We start from the raw sequence: 17,695 nt of genomic DNA, 5'->3' as shown, positions 1-17,695 counted from the left end.
GGCGGGAAGGGCCCAGGGCGGGGCGGCGGGAAAGATCCTGTGCGGGCTTGGCCGCTGCGGACAAAAGACTGTCCGAAGTCGCAGAGACGGTCATGCCTCTAGACGGTACTAGTTGGTTATGCAGACCGACGACCTGATTCTGGTGAGCATCGACGACCACGTCGTGGAACCGCCGGACATGTTCCTCAACCACGTCCCCGCGAAGTACAAAGACGAAGCGCCCATCGTCGTCACCGACGAGAAGGGCGTCGACCAGTGGATGTACCAGGGCAGGCCGCAGGGCGTCAGCGGACTCAACGCGGTGGTGTCCTGGCCCGCCGAGGAGTGGGGGCGCGACCCGGCCGGTTTCGCCGAGATGCGGCCCGGCGTGTACGACGTTCACGAGCGCGTTCGGGACATGAACCGCAACGGCATCCTGGCGTCGATGTGCTTCCCGACCTTCACTGGGTTCTCGGCTCGGCATCTCAACATGACGCGCGAGGACGTCACCCTGGTGATGGTGTCGGCTTACAACGACTGGCACATCGACGAGTGGGCCGGCAGCTACCAAGACCGCTTCATCCCGATCGCCGTGCTGCCGACGTGGAATCCGGAGGGAATGTGCGCCGAGATCCGCCGGGTGGCCGCCAAGGGTTGCCGGGCCGTCACCATGCCGGAACTGCCTCACCTGGAAGGCCTTCCGAGTTACCACGACGGTGAGTACTGGGGCCCGGTGTTCCAGACGCTTTCAGACGAGAACGTCGTGATGTGTCTGCACATCGGCACCGGCTTCGGGGCCATCAGCATGGCGCCCAACGCGCCGATCGACAACCTGATCATCCTGGCCACCCAGGTCTCGGCGATGTGCGCCCAGGATCTGCTGTGGGGTCCCGCGATGCGCAACTATCCGGACCTCAAATTCGCCTTCTCCGAGGGCGGAATCGGATGGATCCCCTTCTATCTCGATCGCAGCGACCGGCACTACACCAACCAGAAGTGGCTGCGGCGTGACTTCGGGGACAAGCTGCCCAGTGACGTGTTCCGCGAGCACTCGCTGGCTTGCTACGTCACTGACAAGACGTCGCTGAAGCTGCGCCACGAAATCGGCATCGACAACATCGCCTGGGAGTGCGACTACCCGCACTCCGATTGCTTCTGGCCGGATGCGCCGGAGCAGGTGCTCGCCGAACTGAACGCCGCGGGCGCCGACGACACGGACATCAACAAGATCACGTGGCAGAACAGCTGCCGTTTCTTCGGCTGGGATCCCTTCAAGCTGACGCCGAAGGATCAGGCCAACGTCGGGGCGTTGCGCGCCAAGGCAACCGACGTCGACGTGTCGATCCGGCCGCGCAAGGAGTGGGCGAGGCTCTACGCAGAAAAGCAGCTCGCCAAGGCTTAATCCCGCCTCCACCTACCCGGCAGAAGGCACGCGGAGGCCGCGGAAATCACCGACACGGCAATGAGATAGGCGACGATCGAATTGCTTGTCTTGGTCGCCGCATACAGGGCGGTCGCGATCGTCGGCGCGAAGGCCGAGCCAAGCACTTGAGACAGGGTGTAGCCGATCGATACTCCGCTGTAGCGGACGTCGGCGTCGAACGCGAGGCTGAACAACGAACCAGTCACCCCGGCGGCGGGCGCCATCGCGAAGCCGAACACCAGCAGCAGGGCTGCGAGGAACAGCGTCGGATTGCCGGTGTTGATCAACGCGAATGCCGGCGCGACCGACAGCGCCATCAGAACGACGCCGGCCAGAAAGACCGGCTTGCGGCCGTAGATGTCCGACAGCGCGCCGAACACCGGATACGTCACGACCGCCACCACCGCGGCGATGAACACACCCAAAAGAGCCTGTGCCCGGTCGATTCCGGCGATGGTCGTGCCGTACGACACGAGATATGCCACACAGATGTACGCGAACACACCCTGCGACAGGTACGCGCCGGCGACGAGCAGGATCTGCTTCCAATGCTTGCGGAACGCTGCCGTGACGGGTACCCGCACGACAACTGACCGTTTTCGGAGTGCGTCGAAGTCTGGGCTCTCGGCCACCGACAATCTGATCACCAAGCCGATGGCGATCAGCACGGCGCTCGCAAGAAACGGTATGCGCCATCCCCACGCCGTGAACTGCTCGTCGGGCAGCAGGGATACCGCGTAGAACGCCAGCGTCGCGGTCGCTGTACCGGCGGGAGCGCCCATTTGCGGGAATGCACCGTACAACCCCTTGCGTTCCGCCGATGCGTGTTCGACGGCCATGAGCGTGGCCCCACCCCATTCGCCACCGACCGCGAACCCCTGCACAAGACGCAGCAGCGTCAACAGGATCGGAGCCGCCAGACCGATATGTGAGTAGGTGGGCAGCAGACCCATCAGCACTGTCGCGCTGCCCATAATCAGCAGTGAGTAGACGAGCATGCGCTTGCGGCCCACGCGGTCACCGAAGTGGCCGAACACGATTCCGCCGAGCGGCCTCGCGACGAAGCCGACCCCGAACGTCGCGAACGACAGCAGCAACCCCGAGGCGGGGGACACGTTGGGGAAGAACAGCTTCGGGAACACCAGCGCCGCCGCGGTGCCGTAGATGAGAAAGTCGTAGAACTCGACCGTCGTACCGATGAAGCTGGCCATCGCCACGCGCAGCGGAGAGGTGGCCCGGTTCCTTGGCAAGCGTGCCGTCGACATGTGGTCGAGTCTGCGCTGACGACGTCCCTCGCAGGACGGTTGGCGCTCAATCTGTGTGCGCTATGTGTGCACCTTCTGTCGCAACGGTTGAGCGGCCGTCTCCCGCATGGTCATGATGGTGGCCAGCGTGATGATCGCCGCGGCGATGACGTAGAACGCGGGTGCGAGCTCGTTGCCGGTCCGTGCCACCAGCCAGGTCGCCACATAGGGTGCCGTCCCGCCGAAGATCGCGACGGACACGTTGTATCCGATGGAATAGCCGCTGGAGCGCACCCGCGTGGCGAACAGTTCCGCGCCGGCCGCCAACGACGCCGACACAAACACCGATTCAATTGCGGCCAGGCCCGCGTGCGCGGCGATGGCCGCGGCCAGTGATCCGGTGTTGAGCAACATGAACAGCGGATAGGCGAATATGGCGAACCCGACGGCGCCCGCGATCAGCAGCGGTTTTCGGCCGATCCGGTCCGAAAGCGCGCCCAGTGGGGGAATGAGGATGATCGCGACAGTGCTCGCGATGATGATCGAGACGAACGCATTGGTCTTCGTGAACTCAAGCGTCTTCGTGAAATACGTTGGTAGGTAGGTGAAGACGATGTAGAACCCGACGTTGTGGATCACCACGAGCCCGGCGATCTGCAGGATCGGACGCCATGACGATTTGAGCGCCTCCTTGAGCGGCGACTCAGAGACTTCGCCTTCCTCGCGCAGCGTCTCGAATTCCGGCGTGTCCCCGAGTCGAAGCCGGATGTAGAGACCGACCACCCCTAGTACGCCTGCGATGAGGAAGGGGATCCGCCAGCCGTAGGAGTTCATCGCGCTCTCCGAGAGCAGCGTTTCGAGGCCGGTGACCGTCAGCGAGCCCAGCAGAAAGCCGACGACGACCGACCACACCAGGAAAGAGACGACGAACCCACGGTGGCGGTCGGGCGCGAATTCAGCCAAATAGCACGCACCGCTGCCATATTCGCCACCGGCCGAGAACCCCTGCACACAACGGAGCAACAGCAGCAGCAGCGGTGCGGCAACGCCGATCGACTCGTAACTCGGCACCAGCCCGATGAGGAAGGTCGACCCCGACATCAAGAGAATGACAAGTGCCAGAACCCGCTGCCGGCCGATCCGGTCACCGAGCGGCCCGAAGAAGAAACCGCCGAGCGGACGCATGAAGAACGCGGCGGCGAAGACGGCGAAGGTGCTGAGGAGCGCCGCGGTCTCGTCACCAGAGGGAAAGAACTGATCGGCGATGTAGGTGGCGAGGGTGCTGTAGATCGCGAAGTCGTACCACTCGACGGTATTCCCGATTGCCGCGCCGCGTACCGCTTTCCGTACCGCTTTTGGGTCGGTGTCGCGTTGCCGGTTGGGCGCCTCACGGATGGTCATGACCCCTCCTGGGTGTCGAAGTCGACGTGGCGTCGATCGGTGATGAACATGTGGCCGGGGGCGTGGAAGATCGCGAGGGAGGGCCGCGCCTCGACTACGACGGCCTGCGGTGTCACTCCGCAGGCCCAGAAGACGGGCACCTCATCCGTGCCGACGCGGACCGCATCCCCGAAGTCCGGTGCCGCGAGGTCCTCGATGCCGATCTCGGCCGGGTCGCCGATGTGCACGGGTGCACCATGCATGGCGGGAAAGCGAGCCGAGATCTCGACGACTTGCGGGATGACCTCGGGTGCGTACGGCCGCATCGACACCACCAACGGTCCGTCGAAAGGACCCGCGGGACTGCAGCGTCGGCTGGTGACATACATCGGAACGTTGACGCCTTGGAGCTGGTGCGCCACTGGCAGGCCGGCAGCAGCGAGCGTCCATTCGAAGGTGAACGAGCACCCCAACAGGAACGACACCAGGTCTGCACGCCAATGGTGGGCGATGTCGGTCGGCTCGTCGATGAGGTGACCGTCCTGGAATACCCGGTAGCGGGGCAGGTCGGTGCGCAGATCGGCGTCGGTGGCGAGCCCGGGCGGGCGCGGTGACCCGGTGTCGGTCACCTCGAGCAGCGGGCATGGTTTCGGGTTGCGGACGCAGAATCGCAGGAAGTCGAGTGCGTCGTCAGCCGGCAGGATCACGAGGTTGGCCTGCGCGAAGCCCGGCGCAAGCCCGCTCGTCGGGCCGGTGTGGTCACCGGCCCGAATTCTGGCCCGATCAGCGGCTGCCGTGGCCGCAACCCGAGCGGTCATACCCGTGCATTCCCGTTTGCACCGAGGACCTAACCTGCAGGTTGCTCCTGCCGCACCGGTACCGAAATATCCGTCGCGCTGGTGCGTCCGCGTAACACCTCGGAACCGTGCGCGATCCAGTGTCCGCGTTCGGCGTCGGTCGCCTGCTCGACGGCTGTGCCAGAGCACAGCACCCGATCGTCATAGTCCTTGGCGAGGTCGGCGAGTCGGGCGGCCTCGTTGACGGCGTCACCGACGACGGTGTATTCGTACCGGTTTTCCGCCCCGATGTTGCCGGCGAACACCGGGCCGGCAGAGACACCGATGCCGAAATCGACAGGGAGGCAGCGTAGTTCGACGCTGAGCGTACGGGCGGTCGTCAACGCCGCTGTCGCGGGATCGTCTGTGCGTATCGGTGCGCCGAAGACGGCGAGCACTGCGTCGCCCTGAAACTTGTTGACCAGCCCGCTGTGTGCATCGACCTGAGCGACGACCAATCGGAAGAACTCGTTGAGGACGGTCGCGACTTCATGTGGTTCGTGGGTTGCCGCGAGCTGCGTCGAGCCGACGAGATCAATGAACAGAATCGCGACGTTTCGTTCGTCACCCGACAATGATTCGTTTGCGTCGATCGCGCGGCGCACCACTTCCTCACCGACGTGACGCCCGAACAGATCGCGCAGCTTCTCGCGCTCCCGCAAGCCGGCGACCATCCGGTTGAATCCACTTTGCAGCCGCCCGATTTCGGACCATTCGTAGACGTCCAGCGATCGGTCGATCTCGCCCCGCTCGACCTCGGCCATGGCCTCGACGACCTCGCGCAGCGGATCTGAGATGGAGATGGACACCAGGATCATCGCCCGAAGTCCGAGCACCACAGCGACGAGGGCAAGCACCAGCAGGGCCAGTTCGACAGGAGTGGTCTTCTGAATGATCCATCCGTTGGAGCGCAAGATAAGTAGACAGGCGATGGCGATACCGGGCAGCGCAGTGCACACCGCCCACATGATCAGCAGCCTGGCGCGCACGCCGGGCGCAATGCTGGGCGTGATCTCGCTGAAATCCCTTGTCACACCTGCCAGCAGCGGGCGAAGCGTGCGGAGTGTGAAAAGGAAGCCGGTGCATATCGTGGCGATCGTGCCGAAGATGAGTGCCGAGGCGATCACCACCTGCAGTTCGACGGGCGCGCCGAGATTCAAGGGAATCATCACTGCGGCACCGAGTACCCAGGGCGCGGCGGTGATCGCGGACTGCCGGCGAAGCGTCTTCAACGCCGATCGCCGTTCGTCGCCGGTGGGTTCGCGGATGCCGAGCCATTGCAGCGCGGGCGCCACAATGCGGACGGCGCCGATAGCGACGACGGCTGTTCCGATGACGATCACCCCCGCCGCGGCGATGACGATCGCCGGCGAGCTGTGGCCGCGGCCGGTGAGTGAGATGACGAGCGCTGTGACCTCGGCGGTCGTCAGGAGGTACGCGAACGTCAGCCCCGCTGCATACCGGATCAGCAGCCTGCGGGGCTTCACATGGCCGAACGTATCAGTCGCTTGCGGGCAGCGGCTTGGCTTCCTTGAGAGACAGTGCGGTGGTGCCGACCGACAGGGTGCCCGCACCCGCCTTGGTGACGAGCACCTCGGCGCCCGCCTCATCGACGTAGCGCTTGCCCATCGCGTTGCCCTCGGAGAATGCCGGATCGATGGATAAGTCGGAGGACTTCTCGGGATCTTTCTGACTGTCGAGCGGGATCATCGGAACTCCGCCCGCGCGAAGGTCGTCGAGGCTGTCGGCGCTGCGCACGACGATCACCTGGGTGTCGCAGACCTGGCTCTGCAGTCGCGTCCCGTTCTTGATCATGTTCGGCTCCTTGTCAATTCGAGGCTGTCAGTTCTTGGACCAATTCCCGGCGCAACACCTTGCCGGTCGCGTTGGTCGGCAGTTCGTCTCGGAAGACCACGCGGTCGGGTGTACGCGAGCCACGGAGTTGCGATCGAACGTGCTCGCGCAGTTCGTCGGGATCGGGGTTCGCACCCGGTGATGGAACCACCACGGCGACGATGATCTGGCCCCATTGCGGATCCTCGGGTCCCACGACCGCGCAGTCATGCACCAAAGGGTGTTCCACGAGGACATCTTCGATTTCGGCGGGCGCGATGTTCTCGCCACCGCGGATGATCGTGTCGTCCGACCGTCCGCCGATGAAGAGATAGCCGGCGTCGTCGAGCATGGCGACATCCTTGGTTGGGAACCAGCCGTCGGCGTCGAGCACGGAGCCGATCTCGGCGTAGCGGCCCGACACCTGCTCGCCCCGGACGAACAACTCACCGGTTTCGCCGGGCCCGACCACCTGCCCGCTTCCGTCGCGAATCTGTACCTCGATGCCGGGAACGGGTTGGCCGACCGATCCCAGCCGACGGGTGACCGTCACATCGGTGGAAGTCATGGCGTCGCGGTGATCGTCGGGAGTGAGCACCGCGATCGTCGAACTGGTCTCGGTGAGTCCGTAGGCGTTGACGAAACCGACATCGGGCAACAGTCCAAGTGCCTTGCGCACCAACGGAAGTGCGACCTTCGAGCCGCCGTAGGCCAGGTTGCGCAGGCTGGGGAGCGCGACCGGTTCCGATTCGAGGGCCGAGACGATGCGGTCGAGCATGGTCGGCACGACGGTCGCCGTCGTCACACCTTCACCGCCGACCAGCGATACCCACTCGGCCGCGTCGAACTGCGGTAGGTACACCATCTTTCGACCCGCGTACAGGTTCGACAGTGCGGCGCCGACGCCCGCGATGTGGTAAGGCGGCACACAGATCAGCGCGGCGTCATCGGGATCGGCCGAATCGAATTCGACTGTGCCGGTGACATAGCTGGTCAAGTTGTTGTGGGTCAGCTCAACGGCTTTGGGCCGCGACGTCGTTCCCGACGTGAACAGCACCACGCCGACATCGTCGGGGTCGGGGAACTCGGCGGCCGGTTCCGCGGTGCGGGCCGCCGCGATGAACTCCTCGGAGCCGATGACCAGCTTGCCCGCGCCCGCGACGACGTCGAGATACTCCGCGTCGGCGACGACCAGCGGCTGCGGCAGGCGGTCGATGAGCTCGCGCAGACCGTCGGCGCTCAAGCGGTAGTTGAGCGGCGTGAAAGTCGCGCCCGCGCGTGCAGAGGAGAACAGCAACAGAGGAAGCAATGCGCCGCCCAGGCCGACGTAGGCCACATGGGAGGTGCCCGCCGCCGCGATGACGCCTGCACCGCCGTCGGCGAGCTCACTCAGTTCGGCTGCCGTAAGCCGCATCTCACCGGACACCAGCGCAGTGCGGTCCGGGTTTGTGGAGGCTGCCATCTCCAGCAGCAACGAGATGCTCATGGTTTGTCGACGAAGATATCAAGGATGGGGTCGTCCCCACCGCCGTAGCCGGCCAAGTCGGTGATGCCGGCCGATGCCAGCGCACCGACGTCGATGAAGCATTGCCCGTTGACCTCTGCGGCCGGGCGGGACAGGAGCGCGACCGCAGCGTCGGCCATGATCCGCGGATCGCGCGACCTTGCCAGCATTTCCTGGAAGCCGGGTGCGTTGGCGACGGCCGCGGTGGCGATGTACGTCTCGGGCCAAAGGCAGCTGAATCCGATGCCCGAACCGGCGTATTCGGCCGCCCAGCCCAGTGACAACAGCGTCATCCCGTACTTCGACAAGGTGTAGGACGGGTGCGCGCCCAGCCAGTGCGGGCTCATGTTCAGCGGCGGTGACAGCGTGATGACGTGCGCATTCGGTGATTTGCGCAGATGCGGCAGGGCCGCCTTGGTCAGCAGGAACGTGCCGCGGACGTTGATGTCCATCATCAGGTCGAACTTCTTCGCGGCCAGTTCCTCGGTCGGCTCGGTCGCGATGGCGCTGGCGTTGTTGATGACGATGTCGACACCGCCGAAATGGCTGATCGCGGCATCCACTGCGCGCTGCACGTCCTCTTCTTTGCGCACATCGCCGACGACCGCGACACCCTTGCCGCCCGCAGCCTCCACGTCGGCCACAGCGGTGTGCACGGTGCCGGGCAGCTTGGGGTGGGGTTCGGACGTTTTCGCCAGAAGTACGACGTTTGCGCCCAGCTCGGCGGCGCCCAGCGCGATCGCCAGTCCGATGCCGCGGGAACCGCCTGACACGACCAGCGTGCGGTCGGTGAACGGTGACGGGCTCGTCATGAGTCTCCTCAGGTGCGCAGTCCCAGGATTCTACCTGGATTCTAAACGAACGGTAGTGACGTTCTCATTCTAGGCAAGTGCCATAATCGCTGTTTACTGGGCCTTCGGACATGTTCGGGGGACTGCCGTACGTCCCCCTCACTGCATGTTTCCGGCCGGCGGTATTGGCATTCTCATTTTTTGCAAGTACGTTATCGACTGATGACTCCGCCATCTGACCTGCCTGTACAGACCCCCTCCGGCATCCCGCTCGAGCCCATTTACGGACCGGCGGACCGAAGCGGTGAGCCGCCCGCGCCTGGCACCTATCCGTTCACGCGCGGCAACTTCGCGAGCGGGTATCGCGGCAAGCTGTGGACGTTTCGGCAGTATTCGGGATTCGGCACGGCCGAGGAGTCCAACCGTCGCTACCGCTACCTACTCGATCAGGGCGGCACCGGGCTATCGGTCGCGCTCGATCTGCCCACGCAATGCGGCTACGACTCCGATGACGCCGAGTACGGCGAAGAGGTCGGCCGCGTCGGCGTCGCCGTCGACACACTGGCCGATGCCGAGATCCTGTTCGACAGCATCCCGCTGGAGGCGATCAGCACCAGTTTCACCATCAACGGCACCGCCGCGATCCTGCTGGCCTTCTACGTTGCCGCCGCGGAGAAGAAGGGCGTGCCGCGGGAGAAGCTCACCGGCACGATCCAGAACGACATCCTCAAGGAGTACGCGTCGCGCGGCACCTGGATCTGGCCGCCCGAACCCTCGCTGCGGCTCATCGCCGACACCATCGAGTTCTGCGCCGCCGAGGTGCCGCGCTTCAACGCGATCTCGGTCGCCGGTGCGCACTTCCGAGACGCAGGCGCCAATGCCGTACAGGAGATGGCGTTCACCCTCGCCGACGGCGTCACGTACTGCGACACCGTAGTCGAGCGTGGCCGGATGACCATCGACAAGTTCGCCCCGCAGATCTCGTTCTTCTTCTATACGCACGGCGACTTCTTCGAGGAGATCGCCAAGTACCGGGCAGGCCGTCGGCGGTGGGCGACCATCGTGCGGGAACGCTATGGCGCCGACAGCGACAAGGCGTCGATGTTCCGGTTCGGCTGTGTGGCCGGCGGTGCGTCGCTGTACGCACCGCAGGCCCAGAACAACCTCGTCCGCGTGGCGTATGAGGCGATGGCTGCGGTGCTCGGCGGCGTGCAGTCGATGTTCACCGCCGCGTGGGACGAGCCGTTCGCGCTGCCCAGTGAGGAGTCCGCGACGCTCGCGCTGCGCACCCAGCAGATCCTGGCGTACGAGACCGGAGTCACGAAGGTGGCCGATCCGCTGGGCGGGTCCTACTTCGTGGAGGCGCTGACCGACGCCACCGAGGCCAAGATCATCGAGATCATGGCAGACCTCGAAGCTCACGGCGGCATGGTGCGCGCCATCGAGGATGGCTATCTGCAGGGTCTGATCGCCGATGAGGCCTACAAGATTCATCAGGAGGTCGAGTCCGGCGAGCGACCGGTGGTCGGGGTCAACAAGTTCGTCGTCGACGAGCCACCGCCGGAGATCGCCACCTACGAACTCGATGCCGAGGGTCGTGACAAGCAGCTCAAGCGTCTGGCGAAGGTCAAGGCCGATCGGGACGACGTCGCCGTCAAGGAGGCGCTGGCCGCCTTGGCTCGCGGCGCCGAGGGTGACGACAACCTGATGCACAGGCTGATTGACTGCGCGAACGTCTATTGCACGGTGGGGGAGATGGTGTCGACGTTGAAGTCGGTGTGGGGCGAGTTCCAGCAGCCGGTGGTGTTCTAGTGGCTGCATCCACCGCTACGCATCCGGCGCGAGTGCTCGTCGCCAAACCGGGCCTGGACGGCCACGACCGCGGCGCCAAGATCGTGGCGCGCACGCTGCGCGACGCCGGCTTCGAGGTCATCTACACCGGCATCCGGCAGCGCATCGAAGACATCGTGTCCATTGCACTGCAGGAAGACGTTGCCCTGGTGGGGCTTTCGATCCTCTCCGGTGCTCACGTCGCGCTGACCACCCGCACCGTCGACGCGCTGCGCGCCGCCGACGCCGGGGATATCGCCGTTGTGGTCGGCGGCACGATCCCCGAATCGGACGTGCAGAAGCTGCTCGATGCGGGCGCGGCTGCCGTGTTCCCCACCGGCACACCGCTGGACACGCTGGTGCGCGATGTCCGGGCGCTCACTGAGAAAGCGGGACAGTCATGAGGCTCGGCGTGATGATCGGAGCCGAGCGCGGAGATATGGCCCGCAAGGTCAAGAAGCTCATCGAGGACATCGAATGGGCGGAGTCCGCGGGTATGGACACCGCGTGGATGCCGCAGGTGCCCAACGATTTCGACTGCCTCACCATGGTGGCCCTGATGGGCTCGCGCACGACGCGAATCGAACTGGGGACCGCCGTCGTCCCGCTGCAAGCGCAGCATCCGATCGCGTTGGCGCGTCAGGCGCTCTCCGTCCATGCCGGCACCGGAGGTCGGCTGGCGCTCGGAGTCGGACCCTCGCACCATTGGATCGTGCGCGACATGCTGGGTATCCCGTATGAGAAGCCGGCTGCCTACACACGTGACTATCTCGAGGTGCTCAATGCCGCGATCGCCGGACCCGGCGACGTCGACGTCGAGAACGACACCTTCACGGTGCACAACCCGACTGTGCTCGGCGCTGACCCACCCATGCCGGTGCTGGTTTCGGCGCTGGGACCGGTGATGCTGCAGATCGCAGGCGAGCACGCTGACGGCACGGTGCTGTGGATGGCCGACGAGAAGGCCATCGGGGAGCACATCGCGCCGAAGATCAACAAGGCCGCAGCAGAAGCGGGCCGCCCCGCGCCGCGCATCGTCGCAGGCATTCCGGTATGCCTGTGCGCCAACACCGAGATCGACGCTGCCAAGGACCGCGCCAATCGCATTCTGGCCGAGGCAGAGACGTCGCCGAACTATCAGCGGTTACTGGATCGCGGCGATGCCCGCGACGTGGGAGACCTGACCGCTGCCGGCGACGAGGACGCGATCCTTGCGCGGTTCCGCCAGTTCGCCGACGCCGGAGTGACCGATCTGTCGGTTCGCCTGCTGCCGATCGGTGACAACCGCGACGAGCTGATCGCGTCGAAATACCGCACGCGCGAGGTGATTGCGGAAATCGCCAAGGCCGTGCGATGAATTCGGAAGCCGGGCCGCTGGCAGGCATCCGCATCCTCGAGGTCGGTGTCATGCTGGCCGGACCGTACGCGACGATGCTGTTGGCCGATCTCGGTGCCGAGGTGATCAAGATAGAGCCGCCGGGCGGCGAGATCTCACGGCAGGTCAGCGACAGCTACTTCGCGAGTCTGAACCGCAACAAGCAGAGCGTGGTCCTGGATCTGCGGTCAGACGAGGGGCGTGCCCGTCTCGGTGAGCTCGTCACGAACTCTCATGCGCTACTGGTCAATATGAAGCCGACGGCGATCAAGCGGTTGGGGCTCACCTATGACGCGCTGCGGGAGTTCAACGACCGCATCGTCTGCGTCGCGCTGACGGGTTTCGGGTTGAACGGCGGCGACGATCCCGCGTTCGACTACGTCATCCAGGCCGCGACGGGGGTGGCCGCGATGACCGGCCATCCCGACGATCCGCCGACCCTGCCGGGCTACTCGTCGGTCGACAACTCCACCGGGCTCGCGGCCGCGCTGGGTCTGCTCGCACAGATCATCGCGGGGCGTGGGGGGCAGGTGGATGTCTCACTGCGCGACGTGATGTTGTCACAGCTGAACTACCGCGCGTCGGCATACCTGAACGACGGCGCCGAGCCACGTCGATATCCTTACGGGGCGCACTCCTATTACGTTCCAGCACAGCTCTTCGCGACGGCCGATGGATACCTCGCGTTGTTCATCACGCATGACGCTTTCTGGAAGTCGTTCGCCGGGGAGGCCGGAATCGAGGGTTTCACGACAATGGCCGAACGGGCCGCACGCCGCGAGGAGGTGCTCGCTGTTGTCGCAGCCCAACTCGCAGGAGACAGTGCCAAGGGCTGGGAAGCCCGACTGCGACCGCTGGGGATACCTGCCGCCGCGGTGCGCACGCTGCCCGAGGCATTGGAGGCTACGCCCGAAATCATCGTCACCGCAGGGGATTTCCGCTTGGTGGGCAGCCCGATCCATGTCGATGGGTACGACCCCGAATACCGGCCGCCGCCACGTCTCGACGAACATGCCGAGTCCGCGTCGCCTCAGTCGTCGTAAGTGAAACTGACCGAATCGGTGTCGGGAATCGCTTGGCAGGTCAGGATGTATCCGTCTTCGACTTCGTCTTCTTCGAGCGCGTCATTGACGCGCATCGTGGCCTTACCCTCGACGAGTTTGCCCATGCAGGTACCGCAGTTACCGGCTTCACACGAGAATGGCGGAGAGAGTCCGGCCCGCCGCGCACTCTCGAGGAGCGTCTCATTGGCCACCCGCCGCACCGACGCCGTTTTTCGATCGAGCACGATCGTCACTTGCCCGTCATCGGCGGGTGAGCCCGGCACCGGTTCTGCCGTCATCAAGCGTCTCCTGGCACGTCGATTCTAGGAACGAGAGAATACCATTCTCTTTAAATGATACGCTATTCTCAATTCGCGACTGACGGGCGGCCCGGCGAGTGAGGACATGCTGTGAGTGAGGCGATCGCGCTCGCTTTCGAGGAGCGTGAATACACGCTGTCCGAACTCGACGCGCAGGCCAGCGGCATGGCCACCATCCTCGAGCATCGTGGAGTGCGGCAGGGTGACCGGGTCGCGATCATGTCGTCCAATCGGCCCGAATTCGTCGTCGCGCTACGGGCCATCTGGCGGCTGGGCGGATCCGCGGTGTTGCTCAGTCCGGCGTGGAAGCGCACCGAGGTGGAGCACGCGCTCACGCTGACCAAGCCCGGATACGCCGTCGGGGATCACCCGGTGCTCGCCGAGTCGATGCCAATGTTGTCGTTGGATGAAGCGATAACACCGGGAGAGCGATCTTTCGCAGCGCCGGCGCCCGAGGCCGACGCACTCTTCGTCTTCAGCTCGGGCACCACCGGGATGCCCAAGGCTGTGCGCCACACGCACGCGTCGTTCGCGGTCGCCGTGGCGCATTGGCGCAGCGCGCTGGACTTGTCGTCGGCGGATCGAATGCAGATCATGACCCCGCCGTCGCATATCCTCGGACTGCTCAACATCGTGATGGCGCTCGAGACGGGCACGTGGATCCGGTTGCACAGGCGGTTCGAGATCGAGGTGATGCTGCGGCACATCGCGTCCGACCGGATCACGATCGAAATGGCGGTTGCACCGATCGCTCTGGCACTCGCAGCACATCCGGATCTCGAGCGCTACGACCTGTCGTCGCTGCGCTACGTGATGTGGTGCGCGACACCGGTCACGGAAAGCGTCGCCGAAATCGTGAGCCGCAGGGCGGGCGTGAACTGGGTGACCGCTTACGGGGCCAGCGAACTGCCGGTGATCTCGTGCAATGACATCACCGGCGCTCGTCTGGATACCGTGGGTCGCGCGGTAGGAGGCGTGGATCTGCGAGTGGTCTCCCTGGATACCGGCGAGCCTGTGGCGTCTGGAGAGCTCGGCGAGATCCAGGTGCGATCGGGCTCCGCGATGGCCGGCTATCTGCCGGATTCGGCTACTGCCGACGCGTTTTCGAACGGCTGGTACCGGACCGGCGATGTCGGCCATCTCGATGCCGAAGGCTGGCTGCGGATCACCGACCGTTCGAAGGAAATGATCAAAGTACGCGGCTTTCAGGTTGCGCCCGCCGAGATCGAAGCTGTCCTGCACGGCCATCCGGCAGTCGAGGACTGCGCCGTGTTCGGGGTCCCCGACGCGGCCAACGGCGAGGCGATCGTTGCCGCTGTCAAGGGGAATGGCTCGGTCGGTGCCGACGAACTCGTGGCGCTCGTCGCTGATCGGCTGGCTTCGTACAAGCGGCCCAGTCAGGTGAAGTTTGTGGACGAAATACCCCGTCTGCCATCAGGAAAGGTGTTGCGTCGAGTGTTGAAGGAGCGTCTGTGGACGTCCGTCTGACCAATGAACAGCAACAGCTGCGGGACGCCGCAGCCAAGCTTGCCGATGATCTGGGTCCGGGGTCGGTCGCTGATCTCGACGACCAGGCTCGAGTCGCACGTCTGGAGAAGGCGGTCGATGCCACGGGGTTTCGGACGCTGCGCTCCGACGGTGCATCCGGTGTCGAGGTGGCCATCGTCGCCGAGGAGTTCGCTCGCGGGCTCGTCGACGTGCCGTTCCTGGGACCGCTGCTCGCCGACGACCTGAGGGAGCGCGGCGTGCAGCCGCCTGCGGGCACCGACGACCCCGAGACTGTTGACCTGACGAGAAGCCTTGCCGGAGTGGTCGAATCGCCGTCAGCGCTTGACGAGCTCTCGGAGGAGGACGCGGGCCGGTGGCACGCGCTCGCGCTCACCGTCACATGTGCAGATCTCGTGGGTGCCGCGCGCGGTGCGCACGCGCTGGCCTGCGAATACGCCAAGGTCCGCGAGCAGTACGGCGCGACGATCGGCTCGTATCAGGCGGTCGGCCATTTGCTCGCTGAAAGCCTGGCCCTCATCGAGGGGTCGATCAGCGTGCTGCGCCACGCAGCGTGGGCGGTCGACGAACTGACTGCTGCCGAGGCCATCGAAGCGGCGCGGGTGGCCAAGATCTACTGTGCGCGTGCGGCGCTGACCGTCTGCGAGACCTCGATTCAAGTGCACGGGGGCATCGGCAACACCTGGGAGTGCCTCGCCCACATATATCTGCGGCGGGTGCTGACCACCACCGAGGCGTGGCCCGTCAAGCTGGAGGAGCTGACCATTGGATTTCCGTGATTCGACGGAGGAAGCCGCGTTCCGTGACCGGTTACGCGGCTGGCTGACCGAACAGAAGGGGAAGTTCCCGACGTCCGGCGACGAGTACTGGGCCGCTCAAGGCGCCTGGCATCAGGCGCTGTACGAGCAGGGCTTCTTCGGAACGTCGTGGCCGAAAGAATACGGCGGCCAGGACCTGCCTCCGGTGTACGACGTCATCGTCGACGAGGAGATCGCCAAGGCGGGCGCCCCGGCGCGCCCGAGCTTGGGATACTTGGTCGTCGCTTTTGGCCATCACGGGAGCAAGGAGCTGCAGCAGCGATTCCTGCCCGGCATGATCAACGGAACCGAGCGGTGGTGTCAGGGTTTCTCGGAGCCCGGCGCGGGTTCGGATCTCGCATCGTTGACCACCACGGCGACCCGCGAGGGTGACGAGTTCGTCATCCACGGCCACAAGATCTGGACCAGCTACTCCGACGTCGCCGACTGGTGTCTGCTGCTGGCGAGAACGGACAAGGAAGTGCCGAAGCACCGTGGCCTTTCGGCGTTCGTCGTCTCGATGCATCAGCCCGGTGTGGAGCAGCGGCCACTGAAGATGATCAGCGGTGTCACGAAGGAATTCGGGCAGGTGTCCTTCGATGGTGCCCGGGTGCCCGCCGAGAACATGGTCGGTAATCCCGGTGAAGGCTGGAAACTCGCCATGACTGTCGTCAGCCATGAACGCGAACCATCGACCCTGGGATTCTCTGCGCGCTACGGGAAGCTGGTGCGTCAGTTGGCGTCCCGGGTCGACGGCGCGACACCTGAAGAGCTGTCGTGGGCGTGGGTGCAGACCGAGATGTTGAGGTTGCACGTGCGCCGACGGCTGTCCGAGCAACTCGACGGCATCACCCACGGCCCGCAGGGGTCGCTGGACAAGCTGCTGATGACCTGGGTCGAGCAGTCGGTCGGCCATGCTGCGCTTGCCACCGTCGGCACGAGCGATCCCGAGTTGTTCGGTGCGTACATGTACAGCCGCGCGCAGAGTGTGATGGGTGGAACCTCGCAGATTCAGAAGAACATCATCTCGTCGCGAATACTTGGATTAGGGGTCTGAAATGTATGACATGCCAGACGAAATCGACGTGAGGGCGGACGGCGGTCTGCGCATCATCACGCTGAACCGGCCCGATGAACTCAACGCGGTCAACGACCCGTTGCACGTCGGCCTCGCCAAGATCTGGGAAGCGCTCAATGAGGACGTCGGCGCGCGGGCAGCGGTCATCACCGGTGCAGGCCGGGCGTTTTCGGCCGGCGGTGACTTCAACTACCTCGACGAGTTGCGCAACGACGAAGCGCTACGTCAGAAGACGATCAAGCACGGGCGTGATCTCGTCATCGGCATGATTCGATGCCGTATCCCGGTGATCGCCGCCGTCAATGGTCCGGCCGTCGGCCTGGGCTGCAGCTTGGCGGCCCTCTCGGACATCGTCTACATGGCCGAGACCGCGTTCTTCGCCGATCCCCATGTCTCGATCGGACTGGTAGCCGCGGACGGCGGTCCGCTGGTGTGGCCGTCGCAGATAAGTCTGTTGCAGGCCAAGGAGTTTGCCTTCACCGGGATTCGAATCAAGGCCGCACGTGCGCTCGAGCTGGGGATGGTCAATCACGTCGTCGAGGATCCGCTGGCCGAAGCGATCGCGTGCGCGAAGAAGGTCATGGAATTGCCGCAGCAGGCGCTCGAGAGCACGAAGCGATTGATGAACATCCAACTCGAGAAGTCGGTGATGGCGTCGTTGGATTACGCCAACTTGTCCGAATACGTGTCGTTCGGGACCGCCGACTTCAACAAGATCGTGGACGGCCTGATCGCGAAAGACAAATAGCAGATCAT

Annotated in this window: 17 protein-coding genes; 9 read left to right on the top strand and 8 right to left on the bottom strand. The window is 64.9% G+C overall.

All coding sequences use genetic code 11. The annotated features are described in order from the left end of the window. Nucleotides 1-118 precede the first annotated feature (118 nt). The gene (locus CSQ99_RS26865; RefSeq protein ID WP_099042051.1) at nt 119-1,381 is read left to right on the top strand and encodes an amidohydrolase family protein; all 1,263 of its coding nucleotides are present in this window, start codon (nt 119-121) and stop codon (nt 1,379-1,381) included. On the opposite strand, the gene CSQ99_RS26860 is transcribed toward CSQ99_RS26865, so the two are convergent. The 7 genes from CSQ99_RS26860 to CSQ99_RS26830 are packed head-to-tail and all read right to left on the bottom strand — an operon-like array spanning nt 1,378 to nt 9,011. Beyond that, complete coding sequence (locus CSQ99_RS26860) at nt 1,378-2,667, bottom strand: MFS transporter (RefSeq protein ID WP_099042050.1); 1,290 nt, start codon at nt 2,665-2,667, stop codon at nt 1,378-1,380. The genes CSQ99_RS26865 and CSQ99_RS26860 overlap by 4 nt on opposite strands. A 60-nt stretch (nt 2,668-2,727) precedes the next feature. Next, nucleotides 2,728-4,047 carry an MFS transporter gene (locus CSQ99_RS26855; RefSeq protein WP_099042049.1) on the bottom strand — a complete coding sequence of 440 codons (1,320 nt, stop codon included), beginning with the start codon at nt 4,045-4,047 and terminating at the stop codon, nt 2,728-2,730. After that, complete coding sequence (locus tag CSQ99_RS26850; RefSeq protein WP_099042048.1) at nt 4,044-4,844, bottom strand: putative hydro-lyase; 801 nt, start codon at nt 4,842-4,844, stop codon at nt 4,044-4,046. Before CSQ99_RS26850 ends, CSQ99_RS26855 begins: the two co-directional genes overlap by 4 nt. Before the next feature lie 29 nt (nt 4,845-4,873). Next, a complete protein-coding gene (locus CSQ99_RS26845) occupies nt 4,874-6,349 on the bottom strand; it encodes an adenylate/guanylate cyclase domain-containing protein (protein ID WP_099042047.1) in 1,476 nt (491 codons plus the stop codon). Nucleotides 6,350-6,362: 13 nt separating this feature from the next. Continuing rightward, entirely contained in the window at nt 6,363-6,677 is a 315-nt protein-coding gene (locus CSQ99_RS26840; RefSeq protein WP_099042046.1) for a hypothetical protein, read from the bottom strand. Between the two features lie 13 nt (nt 6,678-6,690). Next, complete coding sequence (locus tag CSQ99_RS26835; RefSeq protein ID WP_099042045.1) at nt 6,691-8,181, bottom strand: class I adenylate-forming enzyme family protein; 1,491 nt, start codon at nt 8,179-8,181, stop codon at nt 6,691-6,693. Further along, nucleotides 8,178-9,011, bottom strand: coding sequence for an SDR family oxidoreductase (locus CSQ99_RS26830; RefSeq protein ID WP_099042044.1), 834 nt, complete (start codon nt 9,009-9,011; stop codon nt 8,178-8,180). The genes CSQ99_RS26835 and CSQ99_RS26830 overlap by 4 nt, the downstream gene beginning before the upstream one ends. 201 nt (nt 9,012-9,212) lie before the next feature. Here CSQ99_RS26830 and CSQ99_RS26825 point away from each other — a divergent pair, with 201 nt between their 5' ends. From CSQ99_RS26825 to CSQ99_RS26810, 4 genes are read left to right on the top strand one after another with little or no spacing between them, the layout of a single operon-like run. After that, complete coding sequence (locus CSQ99_RS26825) at nt 9,213-10,802, top strand: methylmalonyl-CoA mutase family protein (RefSeq protein WP_099042043.1); 1,590 nt, start codon at nt 9,213-9,215, stop codon at nt 10,800-10,802. Next, nucleotides 10,802-11,224: a cobalamin B12-binding domain-containing protein gene (locus CSQ99_RS26820; RefSeq protein WP_099042042.1), complete on the top strand. Its 423-nt coding sequence runs from the start codon at nt 10,802-10,804 to the stop codon at nt 11,222-11,224. Before CSQ99_RS26825 ends, CSQ99_RS26820 begins: the two co-directional genes overlap by 1 nt. Then, nucleotides 11,221-12,177 (top strand): LLM class F420-dependent oxidoreductase, encoded by a 957-nt coding sequence (locus tag CSQ99_RS26815; protein WP_099042041.1) that lies wholly within the window; start codon nt 11,221-11,223, stop codon nt 12,175-12,177. The genes CSQ99_RS26820 and CSQ99_RS26815 overlap by 4 nt, the downstream gene beginning before the upstream one ends. Next, a complete protein-coding gene (locus CSQ99_RS26810; protein ID WP_099042040.1) occupies nt 12,174-13,238 on the top strand; it encodes a CaiB/BaiF CoA transferase family protein in 1,065 nt (354 codons plus the stop codon). The genes CSQ99_RS26815 and CSQ99_RS26810 overlap by 4 nt, the downstream gene beginning before the upstream one ends. On the opposite strand, the gene CSQ99_RS26805 is transcribed toward CSQ99_RS26810, so the two are convergent. Then, on the bottom strand, nt 13,226-13,537 hold the full coding sequence (locus tag CSQ99_RS26805) for a 2Fe-2S iron-sulfur cluster-binding protein (RefSeq protein ID WP_099042039.1): 312 nt from the start codon (nt 13,535-13,537) through the stop codon (nt 13,226-13,228). The genes CSQ99_RS26810 and CSQ99_RS26805 overlap by 13 nt on opposite strands. A 111-nt stretch (nt 13,538-13,648) precedes the next feature. Between CSQ99_RS26805 and CSQ99_RS26800 the strand changes: the two genes are divergently transcribed. The 4 genes from CSQ99_RS26800 to CSQ99_RS26785 are packed head-to-tail and all read left to right on the top strand — an operon-like array spanning nt 13,649 to nt 17,687. Next, nucleotides 13,649-15,046 (top strand): class I adenylate-forming enzyme family protein, encoded by a 1,398-nt coding sequence (locus tag CSQ99_RS26800; protein ID WP_099042038.1) that lies wholly within the window; start codon nt 13,649-13,651, stop codon nt 15,044-15,046. Continuing rightward, nucleotides 15,031-15,843, top strand: a complete 813-nt coding sequence (locus CSQ99_RS26795) for an acyl-CoA dehydrogenase family protein (RefSeq protein ID WP_099042037.1) — start codon at nt 15,031-15,033, stop codon at nt 15,841-15,843. The genes CSQ99_RS26800 and CSQ99_RS26795 overlap by 16 nt, the downstream gene beginning before the upstream one ends. After that, nucleotides 15,830-16,918, top strand: coding sequence for an acyl-CoA dehydrogenase family protein (locus CSQ99_RS26790; RefSeq protein ID WP_099042036.1), 1,089 nt, complete (start codon nt 15,830-15,832; stop codon nt 16,916-16,918). Before CSQ99_RS26795 ends, CSQ99_RS26790 begins: the two co-directional genes overlap by 14 nt. 1 nt (nt 16,919) lies before the next feature. Then, entirely contained in the window at nt 16,920-17,687 is a 768-nt protein-coding gene (locus CSQ99_RS26785) for an enoyl-CoA hydratase/isomerase family protein (protein WP_099042035.1), read from the top strand. Nucleotides 17,688-17,695 lie beyond the last annotated feature (8 nt).

Origin of the sequence: Mycobacterium neglectum, from assembly GCF_002591975.1 — a bacterium.
Taxonomy (GTDB): Bacteria; Actinomycetota; Actinomycetes; order Mycobacteriales; family Mycobacteriaceae; genus Mycobacterium; species Mycobacterium neglectum.
The sequence above is the reverse complement of the archived record's forward strand: the minus strand, read 5'-3'. Positions and strand labels throughout refer to the sequence as shown.